Below are 14,436 nucleotides of genomic sequence, written 5' to 3'. Positions count from 1 at the left end.
GCTGTCCATTTTCCGGAATTTACGCGCGTCTGTCAAATGTTCATTCCGCCGATAGATTACTTTCTGCATTTACAAACAACGGAGCGGTCAACGAAGCAGGTACCGGGGCGCCCGTTTCCATCTTCACATCCGGATGTCCTTCCACTTTTACAGCAATGCTGTCTATCTCCGCCGAAGCGGCGAGCGTCAGTGCGAGTGGCTTCAGCAAACTGCTGGAGACGAGTGCTTCGCCATTATTTTCTAAAATCGCGTCGCTAAATTGAAGCACCGCCCGTCCATTTTCCACAACTGGCGATGCAGCTAATTTTGCATCAGAAGGCCAGGTTGTCATAAGGCCGCTGCCAGGAACAGGCCCCTTGGCAAGTTCAGAAACAGAAGCAGCAATCAAATCAGTTGTTTGCGCTGAAATTCGCCGAGTAACCGGTACTAAATAAGGACCCTGTTCATTTTGAGCTGTAAAATAAACAGTAATGGGCTTTGTGGCACCGGTGTCCGTATAACCGGCTTTCATATTAATGCCATCTTCTCGTTTCATCCCGCCTGCCGCAATTGGCAAGCCCGCTTTTGGCATCGCGTCCAGTTTTTCTCCATTCAGCTTCAACTGAACGCGTTCAGCCTGTCCCATTCCTGTTACGGTCCATGTAATGGCCGCGGCAACTAGTTCTTCCTCTTCCGCCGGATAGTCTGAAAAAGCACCTGCTACACTGACAATGGCCGTTTTCCCTTTCAATTCAACATCTTGAATAATCGTTCCTTCCGGAAGTGGCGACTGAAACCCGGCTGGAGCAGTTCCTTCTGCTAATGCAAGAAGGGCGGCTTTTTCTTCATGCCCATTCGCTTCAATCGGCAGCACTTGCGGGACGAGCAGCCGATTTTGATCGACTACATACAGCTCCGCCATCACGGTTTCAGCAGCTGATGCAGGACTGTCTTCCCCTTCTTCTGTGTATACGACTTTTATCGGCAGTCCTTCTTCTGGTTCTCCTGCACAGCCTGACAGTATAAGCAGCATAGCCAACCCACACTTTTTCCGCACGCAAACCGCCCCTTTCTTTATGCATTCATACAAATATATGCGGTCAAACGAAAAAAAGCCGGCATTATGCCAGCTGAATTTTTTTCGTATCCAATTGAATGTCGCCAAGCCAGTCAGCCGCAATGACATTAAATGATTTAATGCTTCCCGTTGTGAAAAAACGGTGTTTCGCCTGCTCATTTTCCGCAAGCATATCATTAAATTCCAGAATTGCACTGACACCACGTGCCGTTTCATCACCTGAACTGATCACGGATACATCCGGTCCCATATAATCCGCAATAATCGGTTCCAAAAGCGGATAATGCGTACAGCCTAATATAACGGTGTCTGACGGAGTTTTTTTAAACGGCTTAAGGGTTTGTGCAACAATTTGTTTTGCACGCTCACTCCGGTATTCTCCGCTTTCTACGAGCGGCACAAAATCGGGACAGGCAAGCGAGTACACTTCTGCACCTGGATCAATCGCTTCGATGGCTTTTTCATATGCACGGCTTTTCACTGTGCCGGTTGTTCCGAGCACGGCAATATGACGATTTTTCGTTTGCTTAATCGCTGCCCGGGCCCCCGGCTGAATAACACCGACGACTGGAATGGTCAGCTCACGTTTAATTTCATCGAGTACGACGGCTGTTGCCGTGTTACAGGCAATGACGAGCATTTTCATATCGTACTGCTCCAAAAAGCGGGTCATTTCCCATGTGAACTTTCGAACCTCTCCCGGCAAGCGCGGACCATACGGACAGCGTGCGGTATCCCCTATATAATAAATCGTTTCTTTCGGCAGCTGACGCATCATTTCTTTTGCAACTGTCAGTCCGCCGACACCTGAATCAATGACTCCGATTGGTCTATTCAACACGTCCGCCTCATTCCACTTTCATTTCAATGTGCATTTTATTTAAAAGAGCATTTAATTGTGCTGTTTCTTTTTCCGAAAAGTTGTTCAGCACGCCTTCCACATATTCACGGCGCCTTTTAATGACATCTTTAATAATTTTTTCGCCTTCTTTAAGCAGGTGAATGCGGACGATGCGGCGGTCTTTCGTATCTCGGACCCGCTCAACAAGGGAAGTCTTTTCCATCCGATCGATGAGATCAGTCGTCGTGCTGCACGCCAGAAACATTCTGGATGACAGCTCCCCGATTGTCGTGTCTCCTTTTTCATATAATGAATGCAGCGCGATAAATTGCGGTGGTGTAATCTTATAATCATTTAAAATCTCGCGGCCTTTTTGCTTGATAATGCCGTCGATATGACGCAGGTTCCGCTCAATATCAGCGACAGCTTCTCCCGGGCTGCTTTGTATGAGAGACATTCATTTGCACCCTTTCATGTGAAAACAATATGCGATTCTTCATCTATTTTCCTTGTTTTTTACGTAAAATGCAAGCAAGGGAAAAACCGTGCCGAGTGAATCGGCACGGCCATGATGCTATAGAGAAAGCTCTCCAATCCGAAGCAATTCGACAATAGCTTGCGCCCGCCCTTTGACGCCAAGCTTTTGAATGCCATTTGAAATGTGATTCCGTACCGTTTTTTCACTAATCCCTAGTTCTTCTGCAATATCATGAGTCGATTTACCATCAATAAGCCGCTTAAACACATCTTTTTCCCGTCTAGTCAAAATCAAAGCTGCCACACATATTGTCACCCTTTCAAAGAGCAGCCTGTTTCGGTTAGCCGCCGCTACACTATCATATGCGCACAGCCTTTAATTGGTTTTATGTGAGCAGCTGTTTTGTTTCATTATTAAAAGGAACCGGCCGGCCGGATACCTTGTCTATTTGTACAATTGTCCCGCGTCCCGTGAAAACCACTTCTTCTTTTTCATTTATTCCTTTATAGTGAATGTCACACGATGACGTGCCAAATGAAGCCGTTTTCACATAGATTTTAAGATTGTCTCCATAAAAAACCTGCTTTATATAGTCACATTGCAAATCTGCTACAACGAATACTATGGAATCGTGGCCCCATTCTTTTTTCAAACCCTGCTCCTGTAAAAACTGAATACGCGCTTCTTCAAAATATTTGAAAGTAACCGTATTGTTTACATGACCAAGCATATCAATTTCTGAAAATCGAACGGTTACTGGCCAATAATACGTAAATGATTCAAACCATTTTGTCCAATCATCAATGTATGCAGGTATTCTCATGAAAATCCTCCTAATTAATTAATGAATGATCATTCATTTATGCTGTAAAGAAAACCTCCAGCACATGCTGGAGGTTCTGTTATTAATCTACCGCGTGGTCACTTCCAAAGAAGCTGCGGAAAGACTGCATTGTTGCTTCGCGGTTTAGCGCCGCAATCGACGTCGTTAATGGAATGCCTTTCGGGCAAGACTGTACACAGTTTTGCGAATTGCCGCAGTTGCCAAGACCGCCGTCTCCCATGATCGTCTCTAACCGCTCATCACGGTTCATTGCGCCTGTCGGGTGAGCATTAAATAAACGAACTTGTGACAACGATTGTGGGCCGATAAAGTTTGATTTGCTGTTTACGTTCGGGCATGCTTCTAAGCAGACGCCGCACGTCATGCATTTTGAAAGTTCATACGCCCATTGACGCTTCCGTTCCGGCATACGCGGTCCAGGGCCAAGGTCATACGTACCATCGATTGGCACCCATGCTTTTACACGCTTCAATGAATCAAACATACGGCTGCGATCTACTTGCAGATCACGGACAACCGGGAACGTATTCATTGGCGCTAAGCGAATTGGCTGTTCCAACTTGTCGACAAGTGCTGTACAAGACTGACGCGGTTTGCCGTTAATATTCATAGAGCACGCACCGCACACTTCTTCAAGGCAGTTCATGTCCCAGTTAATGGGTGTTGTTTTTTCGCCTTTTTTATTCATCGGGTTACGACGGATTTCCATTAGTGCGGAAATGACGTTCATATTCGGGCGGTATTCTACTTCAAACTCTTCATCATACGGAGCAGAATCAGCGGCATCCTGACGGGTAATAATGAAGCTGATTGTTTTTTGCTCGCTCATTATTTCTCCTCCTTCTTCTTCGAGTAGTCCCGTTTACGCGGTGGAATAAGTGAGACATCAATCTCTTCATAATGGAAAGAAGGCGCCGTATTTTCACCTGTAAACGTGGCCATCGTTGTTTTCATAAATTCTTCGTCATTCCGTTCCGGGAAGTCCGGCTTGTAGTGTGCACCGCGGCTTTCATTCCGGTTTAACGCGCCGATTGTAATAACGCGTGCTAAATGAAGCATGTTTTTCAACTGACGGGTAAACATTGCCCCTTGATTGCTCCATTTTGCCGTATCATTAATATCGATGTTTTTATAGCGTTCTAAAAGTTCGACAATTTTATCGTCTGTCTGCTTTAATTTATCGTTGTATCGAACAACAGTTACGTTTGCCGTCATCCATTCGCCTAGTTCTTTGTGGATAACATAGGCATTTTCAGACCCTTTATTCAATGACATAATGCCATTCCATTTTGCTTCTTCTTGCTTCACATGGTGATCAAAAATGGAAGAAGAAACAGCATCAGCACTTTTTTCAAGACCACTAATGTAACGTACTGCATTCGGCCCTGCCACCATACCGCCATATATAGCGGAAAGAAGCGAGTTCGCACCGAGACGGTTTGCACCGTGCTGTGAGTAATCACACTCACCAGCTGCAAAAAGGCCTGGAATATTTGTCTGCTGCTCGTAATCTACCCACAAGCCGCCCATTGAATAATGGACCGCAGGGAAAATTTTCATTGGCACTTTACGCGGATCGTCACCCATGAATTTTTCATAGATTTCGATGATTCCGCCCAGTTTTACATCGAGTTCATGCGGATCTTTATGAGAAAGATCCAAGTACACCATATTTTCACCGTTAATACCGAGTTTTTGGTTGACACAGACATCAAAAATTTCACGTGTCGCGATGTCACGCGGCACAAGATTTCCGTAAGCTGGATATTTTTCCTCAAGGAAATACCAAGGCTTTCCGTCTTTGTACGTCCAAACCCGACCGCCTTCACCACGCGCCGATTCACTCATAAGACGGAGTTTATCATCTCCCGGAATGGCTGTCGGGTGAATTTGAATAAACTCACCGTTTGCGTAATTAACCCCTTGCTGATAGACAATTGATGCCGCTGATCCTGTGTTAATAATGGAATTCGTTGATTTCCCAAAAATAATGCCCGGACCGCCTGTCGCCATGATCACAGCGTCGCCAGGGAATGACTGAATATTCATTGTTGAAAGATTCTGTCCAACAATTCCACGGCAAATGCCTTCATCGTCAATAATGGCCCCAAGAAATTCCCATCCTTCATATTTCGTCACAAGACCCGCTACTTCAAAGCGGCGAACCTGCTCATCAAGTGCGTACAAAAGCTGCTGGCCTGTCGTCGCGCCAGCAAATGCTGTCCGGTGATGCTGCGTGCCCCCGAAACGGCGGAAATCAAGAAGTCCTTCCGGCGTCCGGTTAAACATAACGCCCATACGGTCAAGCAAATGGATAATGCCTGGCGCCGCTTCTGTCATCGCTTTAACAGGTGGCTGATTCGCTAAAAAATCGCCTCCATAAACCGAATCATCAAAGTGCTCCCAAGGAGAATCGCCTTCTCCTTTTGTATTCACAGCGCCGTTAATGCCGCCCTGCGCACAAACGGAATGAGAACGCTTTACCGGAACAAGCGAAAATAGCTCAACAGGCGTACCTGATTCCGCTGCTTTAATCGTAGCCATCAGACCGGCTAGCCCGCCGCCGACTACGATAACTTTACCTTTACTCATTGCGAGATCCACTCCCTTTTCAGTTCTATCTTTTATCTATCTGACAGAACTCAATTCATTGCCGGTTTTACACGAACGCAAAGATTGCGCGTAATCCGATAATTGATAAAGCAAAAAAGACAAATAGCGTTGCGTATGTAACGATTTGCTGCGAACGCGGTGATACAGCGATTCCCCAGCTCACACAGAACGACCATAAACCATTTGCAAAATGGAAGATCGCTGCGAGGACGCCAACTATGTAAAAGACAAGCATGAATGGATTCCCTAAAATGTTCTCCATCATTTGAAAGTTTACTTCTGCACCTAATGCAGCTTGAACCCGTGTTTCCCAAACGTGCCATGCGACGAAGATGAGTGTAACTACGCCTGACCAGCGCTGTAATACAAACATCCAGTTACGGAAGTAGCCGAAGCGCCCAACGTTATTTTTTGCTGTAAACGCGATATACAGTCCATAAATAGCGTGGAACAAAAGCGGCAGGAAGATAATAAACGTTTCTAGTACAAGCACAAACGGCAAGCTTGCCATAAATCCTGCAGCCTGATTAAACGCTTCTTCCCCTTTCGTCGCAAAATGATTGACGACTAAGTGCTGCGTCATAAATAGCCCGACCGGAATGACACCGAGCAATGAATGCAGCCTGCGGTAAAAAAACTCTCGATTGTCAGCCACCATTTCCCCCCCTTAATCTTGAAGCATTCGACAAATATTTTCATTATTCGCACACAGCTTCATCTACTACTCTTACGATGTGACAAGTACATTTTACTCCCATAAAGTATAAGCGTCAAGGAAAGGTGGGCACATTTTTGTCCGGCTTTTCATACGGAATATACTTTTTTTGACGCGGTCAATTGTATATAATAACGAGAGAGAAAGCGAGGAATTAACTTTGACTATTGAAAACGAAGAACAGAGACTGTCTGAAGCGAAGAATGCGTCTGTTTCTGTCTTTGGCTATGAATTGATCCGGGACGTTTTAATCGGCGATCTTTTGGGTTCGGATGCAGGTGATGTTTTATATTGGGGCGGAAAAGCGCTCGCACGGCGATTTCCGTGTACAGATACAGAAGAATTGTCCGCTTTTTTCCAAGAAGCCGGATGGGGCATGATTTACCTTATAAAAGAAACGAAAAACGAACGACTTTACCGGCTTTCCGGCGGGATGACTGAACGTCGTTTTAACGTGCAGACCAATCCTTCTTTCACATTGGAAAGCGGATTTGTCGCAGAACAGATGTCAGCGCATTTTGATAGAGAAGCGGAAGCCATTTGCCAATTACATAAAAAAAGCAAACATGTTGACATTACTGTAAAATGGGAATAGACCGCCTTTTAAGGCGGTCTATTTTATTTTTCTGCCAGGGCCGCGAGCAGAGCATCGGCTGTTTTTTCCGGAATGCCCGCAGCAATAATCTCTTCTTTTGACGCTTCTTTTAGCTTTTTCAACGAACCAAACGTTTTCAGCAGCTGTTTTTTTCGCTGTGGTCCAACGCCTTCAATGTCATCTAAAATGGACTGAAATGCTCCTTTCCCACGAAGTTGCCGGTGGAATGTAATCGCAAACCGGTGTACTTCATCTTGAATGCGCTGAAGCAAATAAAAAGCCTGGCTGTTATGCATAAGCGGCACGATTTGCAACGGATTTCCGTAAAGCAGCTGGGATGTACGGTGGCGATCATCTTTGGCGAGACCTGCAATCGGAATATCGAGTCCGAGTTCATTCAATAAAATGTCGCGCGCTGCTTCAATTTGTCCTTTTCCCCCATCGATAATAATCAAATCAGGCAATGGCAAATGATCACGTAAAACGCGGGTATAACGGCGGCGGATGACTTCGCGCATCGAGCCGTAATCATCCGGTCCGGTGACTGTTTTAATTTTATATTTCCGGTATTCTTTTTTCTCTGGTTTTCCATCGATAAATACGATCATCGCTGATACAGGTGCTGTTCCTTGTATGTTTGAGTTATCAAACGCCTCGATTCGAAGCGGTATATGAATACGCATTGCCTCTCCAAGCTGTTCGGCTGCTTTGATGGTACGTTCTTCGTCCCGGTCAATCAGCGCAAATTTTTCCCGCAGGGCAGCTTTTGCATTGTTTTTCGCAAGCTCAACGAGTTCTTTTTTCTTGCCTCGCTGCGGCTTCGTTATCGGCACGCCAATAAGCTGACCGGCAAGATCCGCGTCGACGGCATCCGGCAGCAAAATCTCTTTTGGCTTAAAATGCTCCGGCGCTTCATAAAAACGACCGAGAAAGGTGAGGAATTCTTCTTCCGGTTCGCTGTAAACCGGAAACGTGGATACATCCCGCTCAATTAAACGCCCCTGTCGCACGAAAAACACTTGGACACACATCCAGCCTTTATCCACTGTATAGCCAAATACATCACGATCTGTCAGATCAGCCATATTGATTTTTTGCTTTTCCATCAATGTATCGATGTGGGACATTTGGTCCCGGTATTCTTTTGCTCGTTCAAATTCGAGTTTTTCTGCCGCTTCCATCATTTTTGCTTCTAACGCTTTTTTTACGTCCTGATGGCCGCCATTTAAAAACCGGGTTATTTCCGCTGCCATCTCTTTATATGTTTCATTGGGAACATTCTTCACACAAGGAGCAAGACACTGCCCCATATGGTAATACAAACAAACCCGGTCCGGAAGCGTAGAGCATTTACGCAGAGGATAGAGCCGGTCTAACAGCTTTTTCGTTTCAGACGCCGCGTACGCATTTGGATAAGGACCGAAATATTTCGCTTTGTCTTTTTTTACTTTTCTCGTAATGATTAAACGAGGGTGCCGTTCCGCTGTCAGCTTAATAAACGGATAGCTCTTGTCGTCTTTGAGCATGATATTATATTTCGGATCGTACTTTTTAATTAAATTCAGCTCTAAAATAAGCGCTTCGAGATCAGACGACGTAATAATGTATTCAAAATCAACAATCTCGCTGACGAGCCGTGTCGTCTTAGCATCATGTGAGCCGGTAAAATACGAGCGGACACGATTTTTCAGCACTTTTGCCTTGCCGACATAAATAATGGTCCCCTGCCGGTCCTTCATTAAATAACAACCGGATTCATCCGGTAAAAGAGCCAGTTTATGCTGGATCAGTTCATTCATAAGATGCACCTCTTTTGGTAAGAAAAGCGGAAGGCGCCTGCTTATCATCGGCTAATGAAACAAAAGCTAAGAACGCGGCATCGTGCCGACGCGCTTCAACGCTGCCACGTCCTGTGGCAGTCGCCCGACTAGATCATCCGGATCGTCGCAACGCTTTTGCGACCCACATCATGTAGGCCTCCGATGGCACCTAAAGCTAGACATTATACAAAAAAAACGCCCCGGTGTATCGGGACGCCTCTCGTTTTATTACGCGTTGCGGTTGATTAGCTCTTCAAGCGCTTCTTTTGGCTGGAAGCCGATAACTTTGTCGACCGGCTGTCCATCTTTAAACAAAATCAGCGTCGGAATGCTCATTACGCCGTATTCGCCAGCTGTCTGCTGATTTTCGTCAACGTCAAGCTTTACGATTTTCACTTTGTCGCTCATTTCAGAATCTAATTCTTCCAATACTGGAGCAATCATTTTGCACGGTCCGCACCAAGGTGCCCAGAAGTCCGCGAGAACGAGTCCGCTTCCTGTTTCAGTTGAGAAGTTTGCATCAGTTGCTTTTACGATTGCCATGTATAAATACCTCCTAAAGTTTCTAAATCATATGGAAAGTATATCACCGTTTTTTTGCGTTAGCTATTATTTTGCTTATCCACTAAAAAAACAGCCTCAAACTTAGAGGCTGCCCGCTTTTACTTTTTTAAATTCTTCTGTCAGCATCGGTACCACTTCAAATAAGTCCCCGACTATGCCATAATCCGCCACTTTAAAAATCTCCGCTTCCGGATCTTTATTAATGGCAACAATGACTTTTGAATTAGACATCCCTGCTAAATGCTGAATGGCGCCGGAAATGCCACATGCAATATACAAATCTGGCGTGACAACTTTGCCGGTCTGGCCAATTTGCAGGGAATAATCACAGTAGTCCGCGTCACACGCGCCTCGTGAGGCTCCAACTGCGCCGCCAAGCACATTGGCCAATTCTTTTAACGGCTGAAATCCTTCTCCACTTTTCACGCCGCGCCCGCCGGCAATGATCACTTTCGCTTCGGATAAGTCGACTCCATCTGTTGATTTGCGAACGACATCTTGAATGATCGTGCGCAAATCCGATATGGAAGCGGATACAGAAGAAACATCACCGGAACGAGTGTCATCTTTTTGAAGCGGCTCAATGTTATTCGGACGGATAGTCGCAAACAAAAGACCGTCTTCCACCATGATTTTTTCAAATGCTTTGCCGGAATAAATAGGCCGGGTAAAAAGAACATCCCCATTTTCTTCACTAATTGATGTCGCATCAGAAATGAGGCCGGTGCCAAGTTTTGCTGCTATTTTTGGGGATAAATCTTTTCCAAGAGCTGTATGTCCAAACAAAATCCCATCTGGCTGTTCTTGTTCGATGACCGCCAGCAGCGCTTGGGCAAACCCATCGGATGTATAGTGACCGAGCTTTTCATTTTCTACAGTCAGCACACGGTCTGCTCCGTATTGAATCATTTCCTGGGCGAGTGACTGGACGGAATCGCCAATCAGCACGCCAAGTACTTCACCGCCCTGAGCAGCTGTTTTTCCTGCTGCAATGGCTTCAAACGACACGTTGCGGAGCTGTCCTTCACGTGTTTCTCCAAGTACAATTACTTTTCTTGACATGATAATCCCCCCTATAAAAAATCAAATGACTTTTGCTTCAGAACGGAGCAGTCCAGCCAGTTCTTTTACTTGATCGGATAAGTCCCCTTCAAGCACACGGCCGGCTGCTTTTTCAGGGGGCATAAAAATATCAATTGTTTTCGTTTTTGACGCTACATCAGCTTCCTCTAAATCCAAATCATCCAGTTCCAGTTCCTCCAGCGGCTTTTTCTTCGCTTTCATAATGCCTGGCAATGAAGGATAGCGTGGTTCATTCAATCCCTGCTGGCAAGTAACTAGAAGCGGCAATGATGTACTGATTTTTTCCGAGTCGCCTTCTACATCCCGCGTAATCGATACATCAGATCCATTCACCTCAATGTCTGTTATAGTCGTTACATATGGAATACCGAGACCCTCTGCCACTCGCGGACCAACCTGGCCGCTTCCGCCATCTATAGCGACATTCCCAGCTAAAATCAAATCCACTTCTTTGTCTTTTAAATACTGGGTCAAAATTTTAGCGGTTGTGTATTGATCCCCTTCATCAAGGTCTTCCTCTGAATTAATCAGAACCGCTTTATCTGCCCCCATTGCAAGTGCGGTCCGCAGCTGCTTTTCGGATTCATCGCTGCCGACTGTAATAACTGTCACTTCACCGCCATGCTCATCACGAAGCTGGATGGCTTCTTCTACGGCGTATTCATCGTACGGATTAATAATAAATTCGGCTCCATCCTCTTGAATGCGCCCGCCTGAAATCGAAATTTTTTCCTCTGTGTCAAATGTTCTTTTCAGCAATACATACAAGTTCATTTGATTCCCTCCCCATTTGTTCAGACACTTACCTTGCCAGAAAATCCGTTCAGCAGCATTTTTGTGACGTCGCCCGCTGATGCGGCTAAATCATATTTTTGATCATTCATGATCCATGTTGTAATCATTTCATCCAGCGTCCCGAAAATCATCTGCCGGGCAAGCCGGATATTCAGTCCATCATTGAATTCCCTATTTTCAACACCCGTTTGCAAAATCTGATCAATCAGCAGCAAATATTCTTTTAGCACCTCATTGATTTTCAGACGAAGCTCCTTATTTGACTGACGCAGTTCAAGCTGTGTGACGACTGCCAAATGCGGATCTTCTTTCAAAAGTGTAAAGTGGTTTTGTACAAGTAGTTCAAGCTGCTCAGCTGCCGTTTGTTTCGCTTGAATGCTTTCGGATGTTTTTGCTACGAATGTACCCATTTTTTCTTGAAATAATGAAATTAAAATATCTTCTTTATTTTTAAAATATAAGTAGATGGTTCCATCTGCCACACCGGCCTGTCGGGCTATTTTCGACACTTGCGCCTGGTGGTAGCCGTTTTCAGCAATTGCGATAACAGCGGCATCGATGATTTGATGGTATTTTGGTTTATTCTTTTTCATAAAACAAGCCGCCTTCCTGTAAAATCAATAATGAATGATCATTCATTCATGCACTTATCTTACCTTCATTTATTGATTTCGTCAAGCAGGCTGCCTATTCCATCAACTTATTTTTTCGGCTTTTTGTTTTTCTTCATCAATAAGTACGCGCCGCAGGATTTTCCCGACAGCTGTTTTTGGCAGTTCTTCACGGAACTCATAAATGCGCGGAACTTTAAATGCCGCTAAATGCGTACGGCAATAGTCGTCAAGATCTTTTTCCGTTACGTGCCGCCCTTCTTTTAAGACAATAAATGCCTTGACCGTTTCACCGCGGTACGGGTCAGGAACACCGACAACAACTGCTTCCTGGATTGCATCGTGTTCATATAATATTTCCTCAACATCACGCGGATAAATGTTGAAGCCGCCTGCAATAATCATGTCTTTTTTTCGGTCAACGATATAAAAATGTCCTTCTTCATCCATGTAGCCGATATCTCCCGTTAAAAACCAGCCATCTTTAAATGACTGCTCCGTTTCTTCCGGACGGTTCCAATAGCCTTTCATCACTTGTGGTCCCCTAACAGCAATTTCTCCTTTTTCACCCGTCTTCTCCACTGGCTTTCCCGTCTCCATCGATAAAATGACCGCATCTGTATCCGGCCACGGAACGCCAACACTCCCTTTAATACGATTACCCCAAATGAAATTCGCATGTGTCACAGGTGATGTTTCTGTCAAGCCGTATCCTTCAACCAGTTTTCCACCTGTTACCTGTTCAAATTTTTGCTGCACCTCCACCGGCAGTGGTGCGGAGCCGCTAATACACGCATCGATGGATGACAAATCATATTTGCTAATATTCGGATCATTTAACAAGCCGATGTAAATCGTCGGGGCACCTGGAAAAATGGTTGGCTTTTGTTTTTGAATTGTTTTTAACGTCGTTTTCACATCAAACTTCGGCAGCAGCACCATTTTATAGCCTTGCATGACACCTAAGATCATAACGGTTGTCATGCCGTATACATGGAAAAATGGAATGACACCGAGCAGGGTTTCTTCGCCGGGACGATATTTGTACATCCAAGCGCTGCACATCGAAGCGTTCGCTACAAGATTTTTATGCGTTAAAATGACGCCCTTTGGAAAACCCGTCGTGCCGCCAGTATACTGTAGAACGGCTGGATCATTTTCCACATCCATTTGGAGCGCTTCTTCATTCACAGCCGTTTCTTCCATAATCTTCGTGAAAAGGTGATTTTTGTTTCGATTTTCAATGTGGACAACAAGACCGCTTTGCTTTTTTTGAACAAATGGATAAATGATGTTTTTCGGGAATGGCAGATAATCTTTGATAGCGGTTACAATCACATGTTCTAAGTTTGTGTTCCGAATGATTTTCTGAATACGCGGGTAAAGCAGATCGAGGACAATCATCATTTTTGCGCCACAGTCTTTCAACTGGTACTCTATTTCCCGTTCTTTATAAAGCGGGTTAAACTGGACAACAATTGCCCCGGCATATAAAACACCGTAAAAGCTGATGACCGCCTGCGGTGTATTTGGCAGCATGATGGCCACGCGGTCTCCTTTTTGAATCCCCAATTTTTTTAAATAGGCCGCCAGTTTCAATGCAGATTCATGCAGCTCTTTGTAGGACAGTTCTTTGCCGAGAAACTGAATCGCTGTTTTGTCCCCATACTCGGCAGCGGCTTTCGTTAAAAACAATGGCAGCGGCTGATCCGGATACGAGAGTGTTTCAGGAATTTCTTTTGGATAATGAGCAAGCCACGGTTTTTCAGACATCTTCATCCACCCCTTTGTGAGAAGAATTCGTACTACTTCTAGTATAGTGAATAATGATTCATTTTTCAAGAAAAGAAAAAAGCATCCGGGCCTGCAAAATACAGGTCCAGATGCTTGCGCGGTTTTTCATCCATTCATGACCATATAAATCACGCCAATAATTAAAAAAGCCGCACAAAAGCCGATTAATACTTTTGCCAAAGTTTCCATACTTACGTTCCTCTTTTCTTTACAACAAAGCAGCACCGATCATATAGGACAGCCCTGCTGAAATAACGAATGAAATAAAACCGACGGCACGGTTGTCCCGCTCTATTTCTTTATCGACATTAAAGCTCGGGGTGAGAAACTCAAACATAAAATAGCCGGTTAACAGCAGAATAAAGCCGAAGATGCCCCATCCCGCCATTGTTAAAACTGAATCATTGTGCAAGATTGAATGGCGGAATACGTTCGCAATGCCAAATATTTTGCCGCCGGTTGCCATCGCGACCGCCATGTTGCCATTTTTAATTTCCTCCCAGTTTCGGTACGATGTCACCAGTTCAAAGACAGCCAAACACATAATAATGCAGATCGTCGCAACGCTGTAATAGCCGGCCAGCTGCACGTATTGATTTTCCCAGAAACCTGTCATAACTAGGCCC

General features: G+C 45.0%; 17 protein-coding genes. 2 read left to right on the top strand and 15 right to left on the bottom strand.

What is annotated here, in order from left to right; translation table 11 throughout:
- Nucleotides 1–40: 40 nt before the first annotated feature.
- From VQ00_RS03175 to VQ00_RS03140, 8 genes are all read right to left on the bottom strand, one after another.
- The gene (locus tag VQ00_RS03175; protein WP_046178621.1) at nucleotides 41–1,036 is read right to left on the bottom strand and encodes a GerMN domain-containing protein; all 996 of its coding nucleotides are present in this window, start codon (nucleotides 1,034–1,036) and stop codon (nucleotides 41–43) included.
- Between the two features lie 64 nt (nucleotides 1,037–1,100).
- Nucleotides 1,101–1,895 carry a glutamate racemase gene (gene racE, locus VQ00_RS03170; protein ID WP_046178620.1) on the bottom strand — a complete coding sequence of 265 codons (795 nt, stop codon included), beginning with the start codon at nucleotides 1,893–1,895 and terminating at the stop codon, nucleotides 1,101–1,103.
- Nucleotides 1,896–1,905: 10 nt separating this feature from the next.
- Entirely contained in the window at nucleotides 1,906–2,355 is a 450-nt protein-coding gene (locus tag VQ00_RS03165; RefSeq protein WP_046178619.1) for a MarR family winged helix-turn-helix transcriptional regulator, read from the bottom strand.
- 117 nt (nucleotides 2,356–2,472) lie between these two features.
- A complete protein-coding gene (locus tag VQ00_RS03160; RefSeq protein WP_156153950.1) occupies nucleotides 2,473–2,679 on the bottom strand; it encodes a helix-turn-helix domain-containing protein in 207 nt (68 codons plus the stop codon).
- Between the two features lie 82 nt (nucleotides 2,680–2,761).
- A complete protein-coding gene (locus tag VQ00_RS03155; RefSeq protein ID WP_046178617.1) occupies nucleotides 2,762–3,199 on the bottom strand; it encodes an acyl-CoA thioesterase in 438 nt (145 codons plus the stop codon).
- 82 nt (nucleotides 3,200–3,281) lie between these two features.
- Complete coding sequence (gene sdhB / locus VQ00_RS03150; protein WP_046178616.1) at nucleotides 3,282–4,049, bottom strand: succinate dehydrogenase iron-sulfur subunit; 768 nt, start codon at nucleotides 4,047–4,049, stop codon at nucleotides 3,282–3,284.
- On the bottom strand, nucleotides 4,049–5,812 hold the full coding sequence (gene sdhA, locus VQ00_RS03145; RefSeq protein ID WP_046178615.1) for a succinate dehydrogenase flavoprotein subunit: 1,764 nt from the start codon (nucleotides 5,810–5,812) through the stop codon (nucleotides 4,049–4,051). Before sdhA ends, sdhB begins: the two co-directional genes overlap by 1 nt.
- 67 nt (nucleotides 5,813–5,879) lie before the next feature.
- Nucleotides 5,880–6,488 carry a succinate dehydrogenase cytochrome b558 subunit gene (locus VQ00_RS03140; protein WP_046178614.1) on the bottom strand — a complete coding sequence of 203 codons (609 nt, stop codon included), beginning with the start codon at nucleotides 6,486–6,488 and terminating at the stop codon, nucleotides 5,880–5,882.
- Between the two features lie 220 nt (nucleotides 6,489–6,708).
- Here VQ00_RS03140 and VQ00_RS03135 point away from each other — a divergent pair, with 220 nt between their 5' ends.
- Nucleotides 6,709–7,143 (top strand): YslB family protein, encoded by a 435-nt coding sequence (locus tag VQ00_RS03135; protein WP_052728298.1) that lies wholly within the window; start codon nucleotides 6,709–6,711, stop codon nucleotides 7,141–7,143.
- Between the two features lie 23 nt (nucleotides 7,144–7,166).
- Here VQ00_RS03135 and uvrC read toward each other — a convergent pair whose 3' ends face one another.
- Nucleotides 7,167–8,942: an excinuclease ABC subunit UvrC gene (uvrC, locus tag VQ00_RS03130; RefSeq protein WP_046178613.1), complete on the bottom strand. Its 1,776-nt coding sequence runs from the start codon at nucleotides 8,940–8,942 to the stop codon at nucleotides 7,167–7,169.
- A gap of 14 nt (nucleotides 8,943–8,956) precedes the next feature.
- Here uvrC and VQ00_RS18770 point away from each other — a divergent pair, with 14 nt between their 5' ends.
- Nucleotides 8,957–9,118: a hypothetical protein gene (locus VQ00_RS18770; protein WP_172645530.1), complete on the top strand. Its 162-nt coding sequence runs from the start codon at nucleotides 8,957–8,959 to the stop codon at nucleotides 9,116–9,118.
- Nucleotides 9,119–9,191: 73 nt separating this feature from the next.
- Here VQ00_RS18770 and trxA read toward each other — a convergent pair whose 3' ends face one another.
- The 6 genes from trxA to VQ00_RS03100 form a co-directional block, all read right to left on the bottom strand.
- Entirely contained in the window at nucleotides 9,192–9,506 is a 315-nt protein-coding gene (trxA, locus tag VQ00_RS03125; RefSeq protein WP_046174009.1) for a thioredoxin, read from the bottom strand.
- A gap of 102 nt (nucleotides 9,507–9,608) precedes the next feature.
- Nucleotides 9,609–10,589: an electron transfer flavoprotein subunit alpha/FixB family protein gene (locus VQ00_RS03120; RefSeq protein WP_046178612.1), complete on the bottom strand. Its 981-nt coding sequence runs from the start codon at nucleotides 10,587–10,589 to the stop codon at nucleotides 9,609–9,611.
- Between the two features lie 21 nt (nucleotides 10,590–10,610).
- A complete protein-coding gene (locus VQ00_RS03115) occupies nucleotides 10,611–11,384 on the bottom strand; it encodes an electron transfer flavoprotein subunit beta/FixA family protein (protein ID WP_046178611.1) in 774 nt (257 codons plus the stop codon).
- 20 nt (nucleotides 11,385–11,404) lie between these two features.
- Nucleotides 11,405–11,998: a fatty acid metabolism transcriptional regulator FadR gene (locus VQ00_RS03110; RefSeq protein WP_046178610.1), complete on the bottom strand. Its 594-nt coding sequence runs from the start codon at nucleotides 11,996–11,998 to the stop codon at nucleotides 11,405–11,407.
- Nucleotides 11,999–12,100: 102 nt separating this feature from the next.
- Entirely contained in the window at nucleotides 12,101–13,789 is a 1,689-nt protein-coding gene (locus tag VQ00_RS03105; RefSeq protein ID WP_046178609.1) for a long-chain-fatty-acid--CoA ligase, read from the bottom strand.
- A gap of 229 nt (nucleotides 13,790–14,018) precedes the next feature.
- Nucleotides 14,019–14,426: a DUF350 domain-containing protein gene (locus VQ00_RS03100; RefSeq protein WP_046178608.1), complete on the bottom strand. Its 408-nt coding sequence runs from the start codon at nucleotides 14,424–14,426 to the stop codon at nucleotides 14,019–14,021.
- Nucleotides 14,427–14,436 lie beyond the last annotated feature (10 nt).

The organism is Domibacillus tundrae (genome assembly GCF_000970675.1).
Taxonomy (GTDB): domain Bacteria; phylum Bacillota; class Bacilli; order Bacillales; family Domibacillaceae; genus Domibacillus; species Domibacillus tundrae.
The sequence above is the reverse complement of the archived record's forward strand: the minus strand, read 5'-3'. Positions and strand labels throughout refer to the sequence as shown.

Excerpts from the sequence above, each read along its gene's own strand:
- VQ00_RS03110 (WP_046178610.1), bottom strand. The coding sequence starts at position 11,998 with ATGAAAAAGAATAAACCAAAATACCATCAAATCATCGATGCCGCTGTT.
- sdhA (WP_046178615.1), bottom strand. The coding sequence starts at position 5,812 with ATGAGTAAAGGTAAAGTTATCGTAGTCGGCGGCGGGCTAGCCGGTCTG.
- VQ00_RS03165 (WP_046178619.1), bottom strand. The coding sequence starts at position 2,355 with ATGTCTCTCATACAAAGCAGCCCGGGAGAAGCTGTCGCTGATATTGAG.
- trxA (WP_046174009.1), bottom strand. The coding sequence starts at position 9,506 with ATGGCAATCGTAAAAGCAACTGATGCAAACTTCTCAACTGAAACAGGA.
- VQ00_RS03120 (WP_046178612.1), bottom strand. The coding sequence starts at position 10,589 with ATGTCAAGAAAAGTAATTGTACTTGGAGAAACACGTGAAGGACAGCTC.
- VQ00_RS03105 (WP_046178609.1), bottom strand. The coding sequence starts at position 13,789 with ATGTCTGAAAAACCGTGGCTTGCTCATTATCCAAAAGAAATTCCTGAA.
- VQ00_RS03155 (WP_046178617.1), bottom strand. The coding sequence starts at position 3,199 with ATGAGAATACCTGCATACATTGATGATTGGACAAAATGGTTTGAATCA.
- VQ00_RS03115 (WP_046178611.1), bottom strand. The coding sequence starts at position 11,384 with ATGAACTTGTATGTATTGCTGAAAAGAACATTTGACACAGAGGAAAAA.
- VQ00_RS03100 (WP_046178608.1), bottom strand. The coding sequence starts at position 14,426 with ATGACAGGTTTCTGGGAAAATCAATACGTGCAGCTGGCCGGCTATTAC.
- uvrC (WP_046178613.1), bottom strand. The coding sequence starts at position 8,942 with ATGAATGAACTGATCCAGCATAAACTGGCTCTTTTACCGGATGAATCC.
- sdhB (WP_046178616.1), bottom strand. The coding sequence starts at position 4,049 with ATGAGCGAGCAAAAAACAATCAGCTTCATTATTACCCGTCAGGATGCC.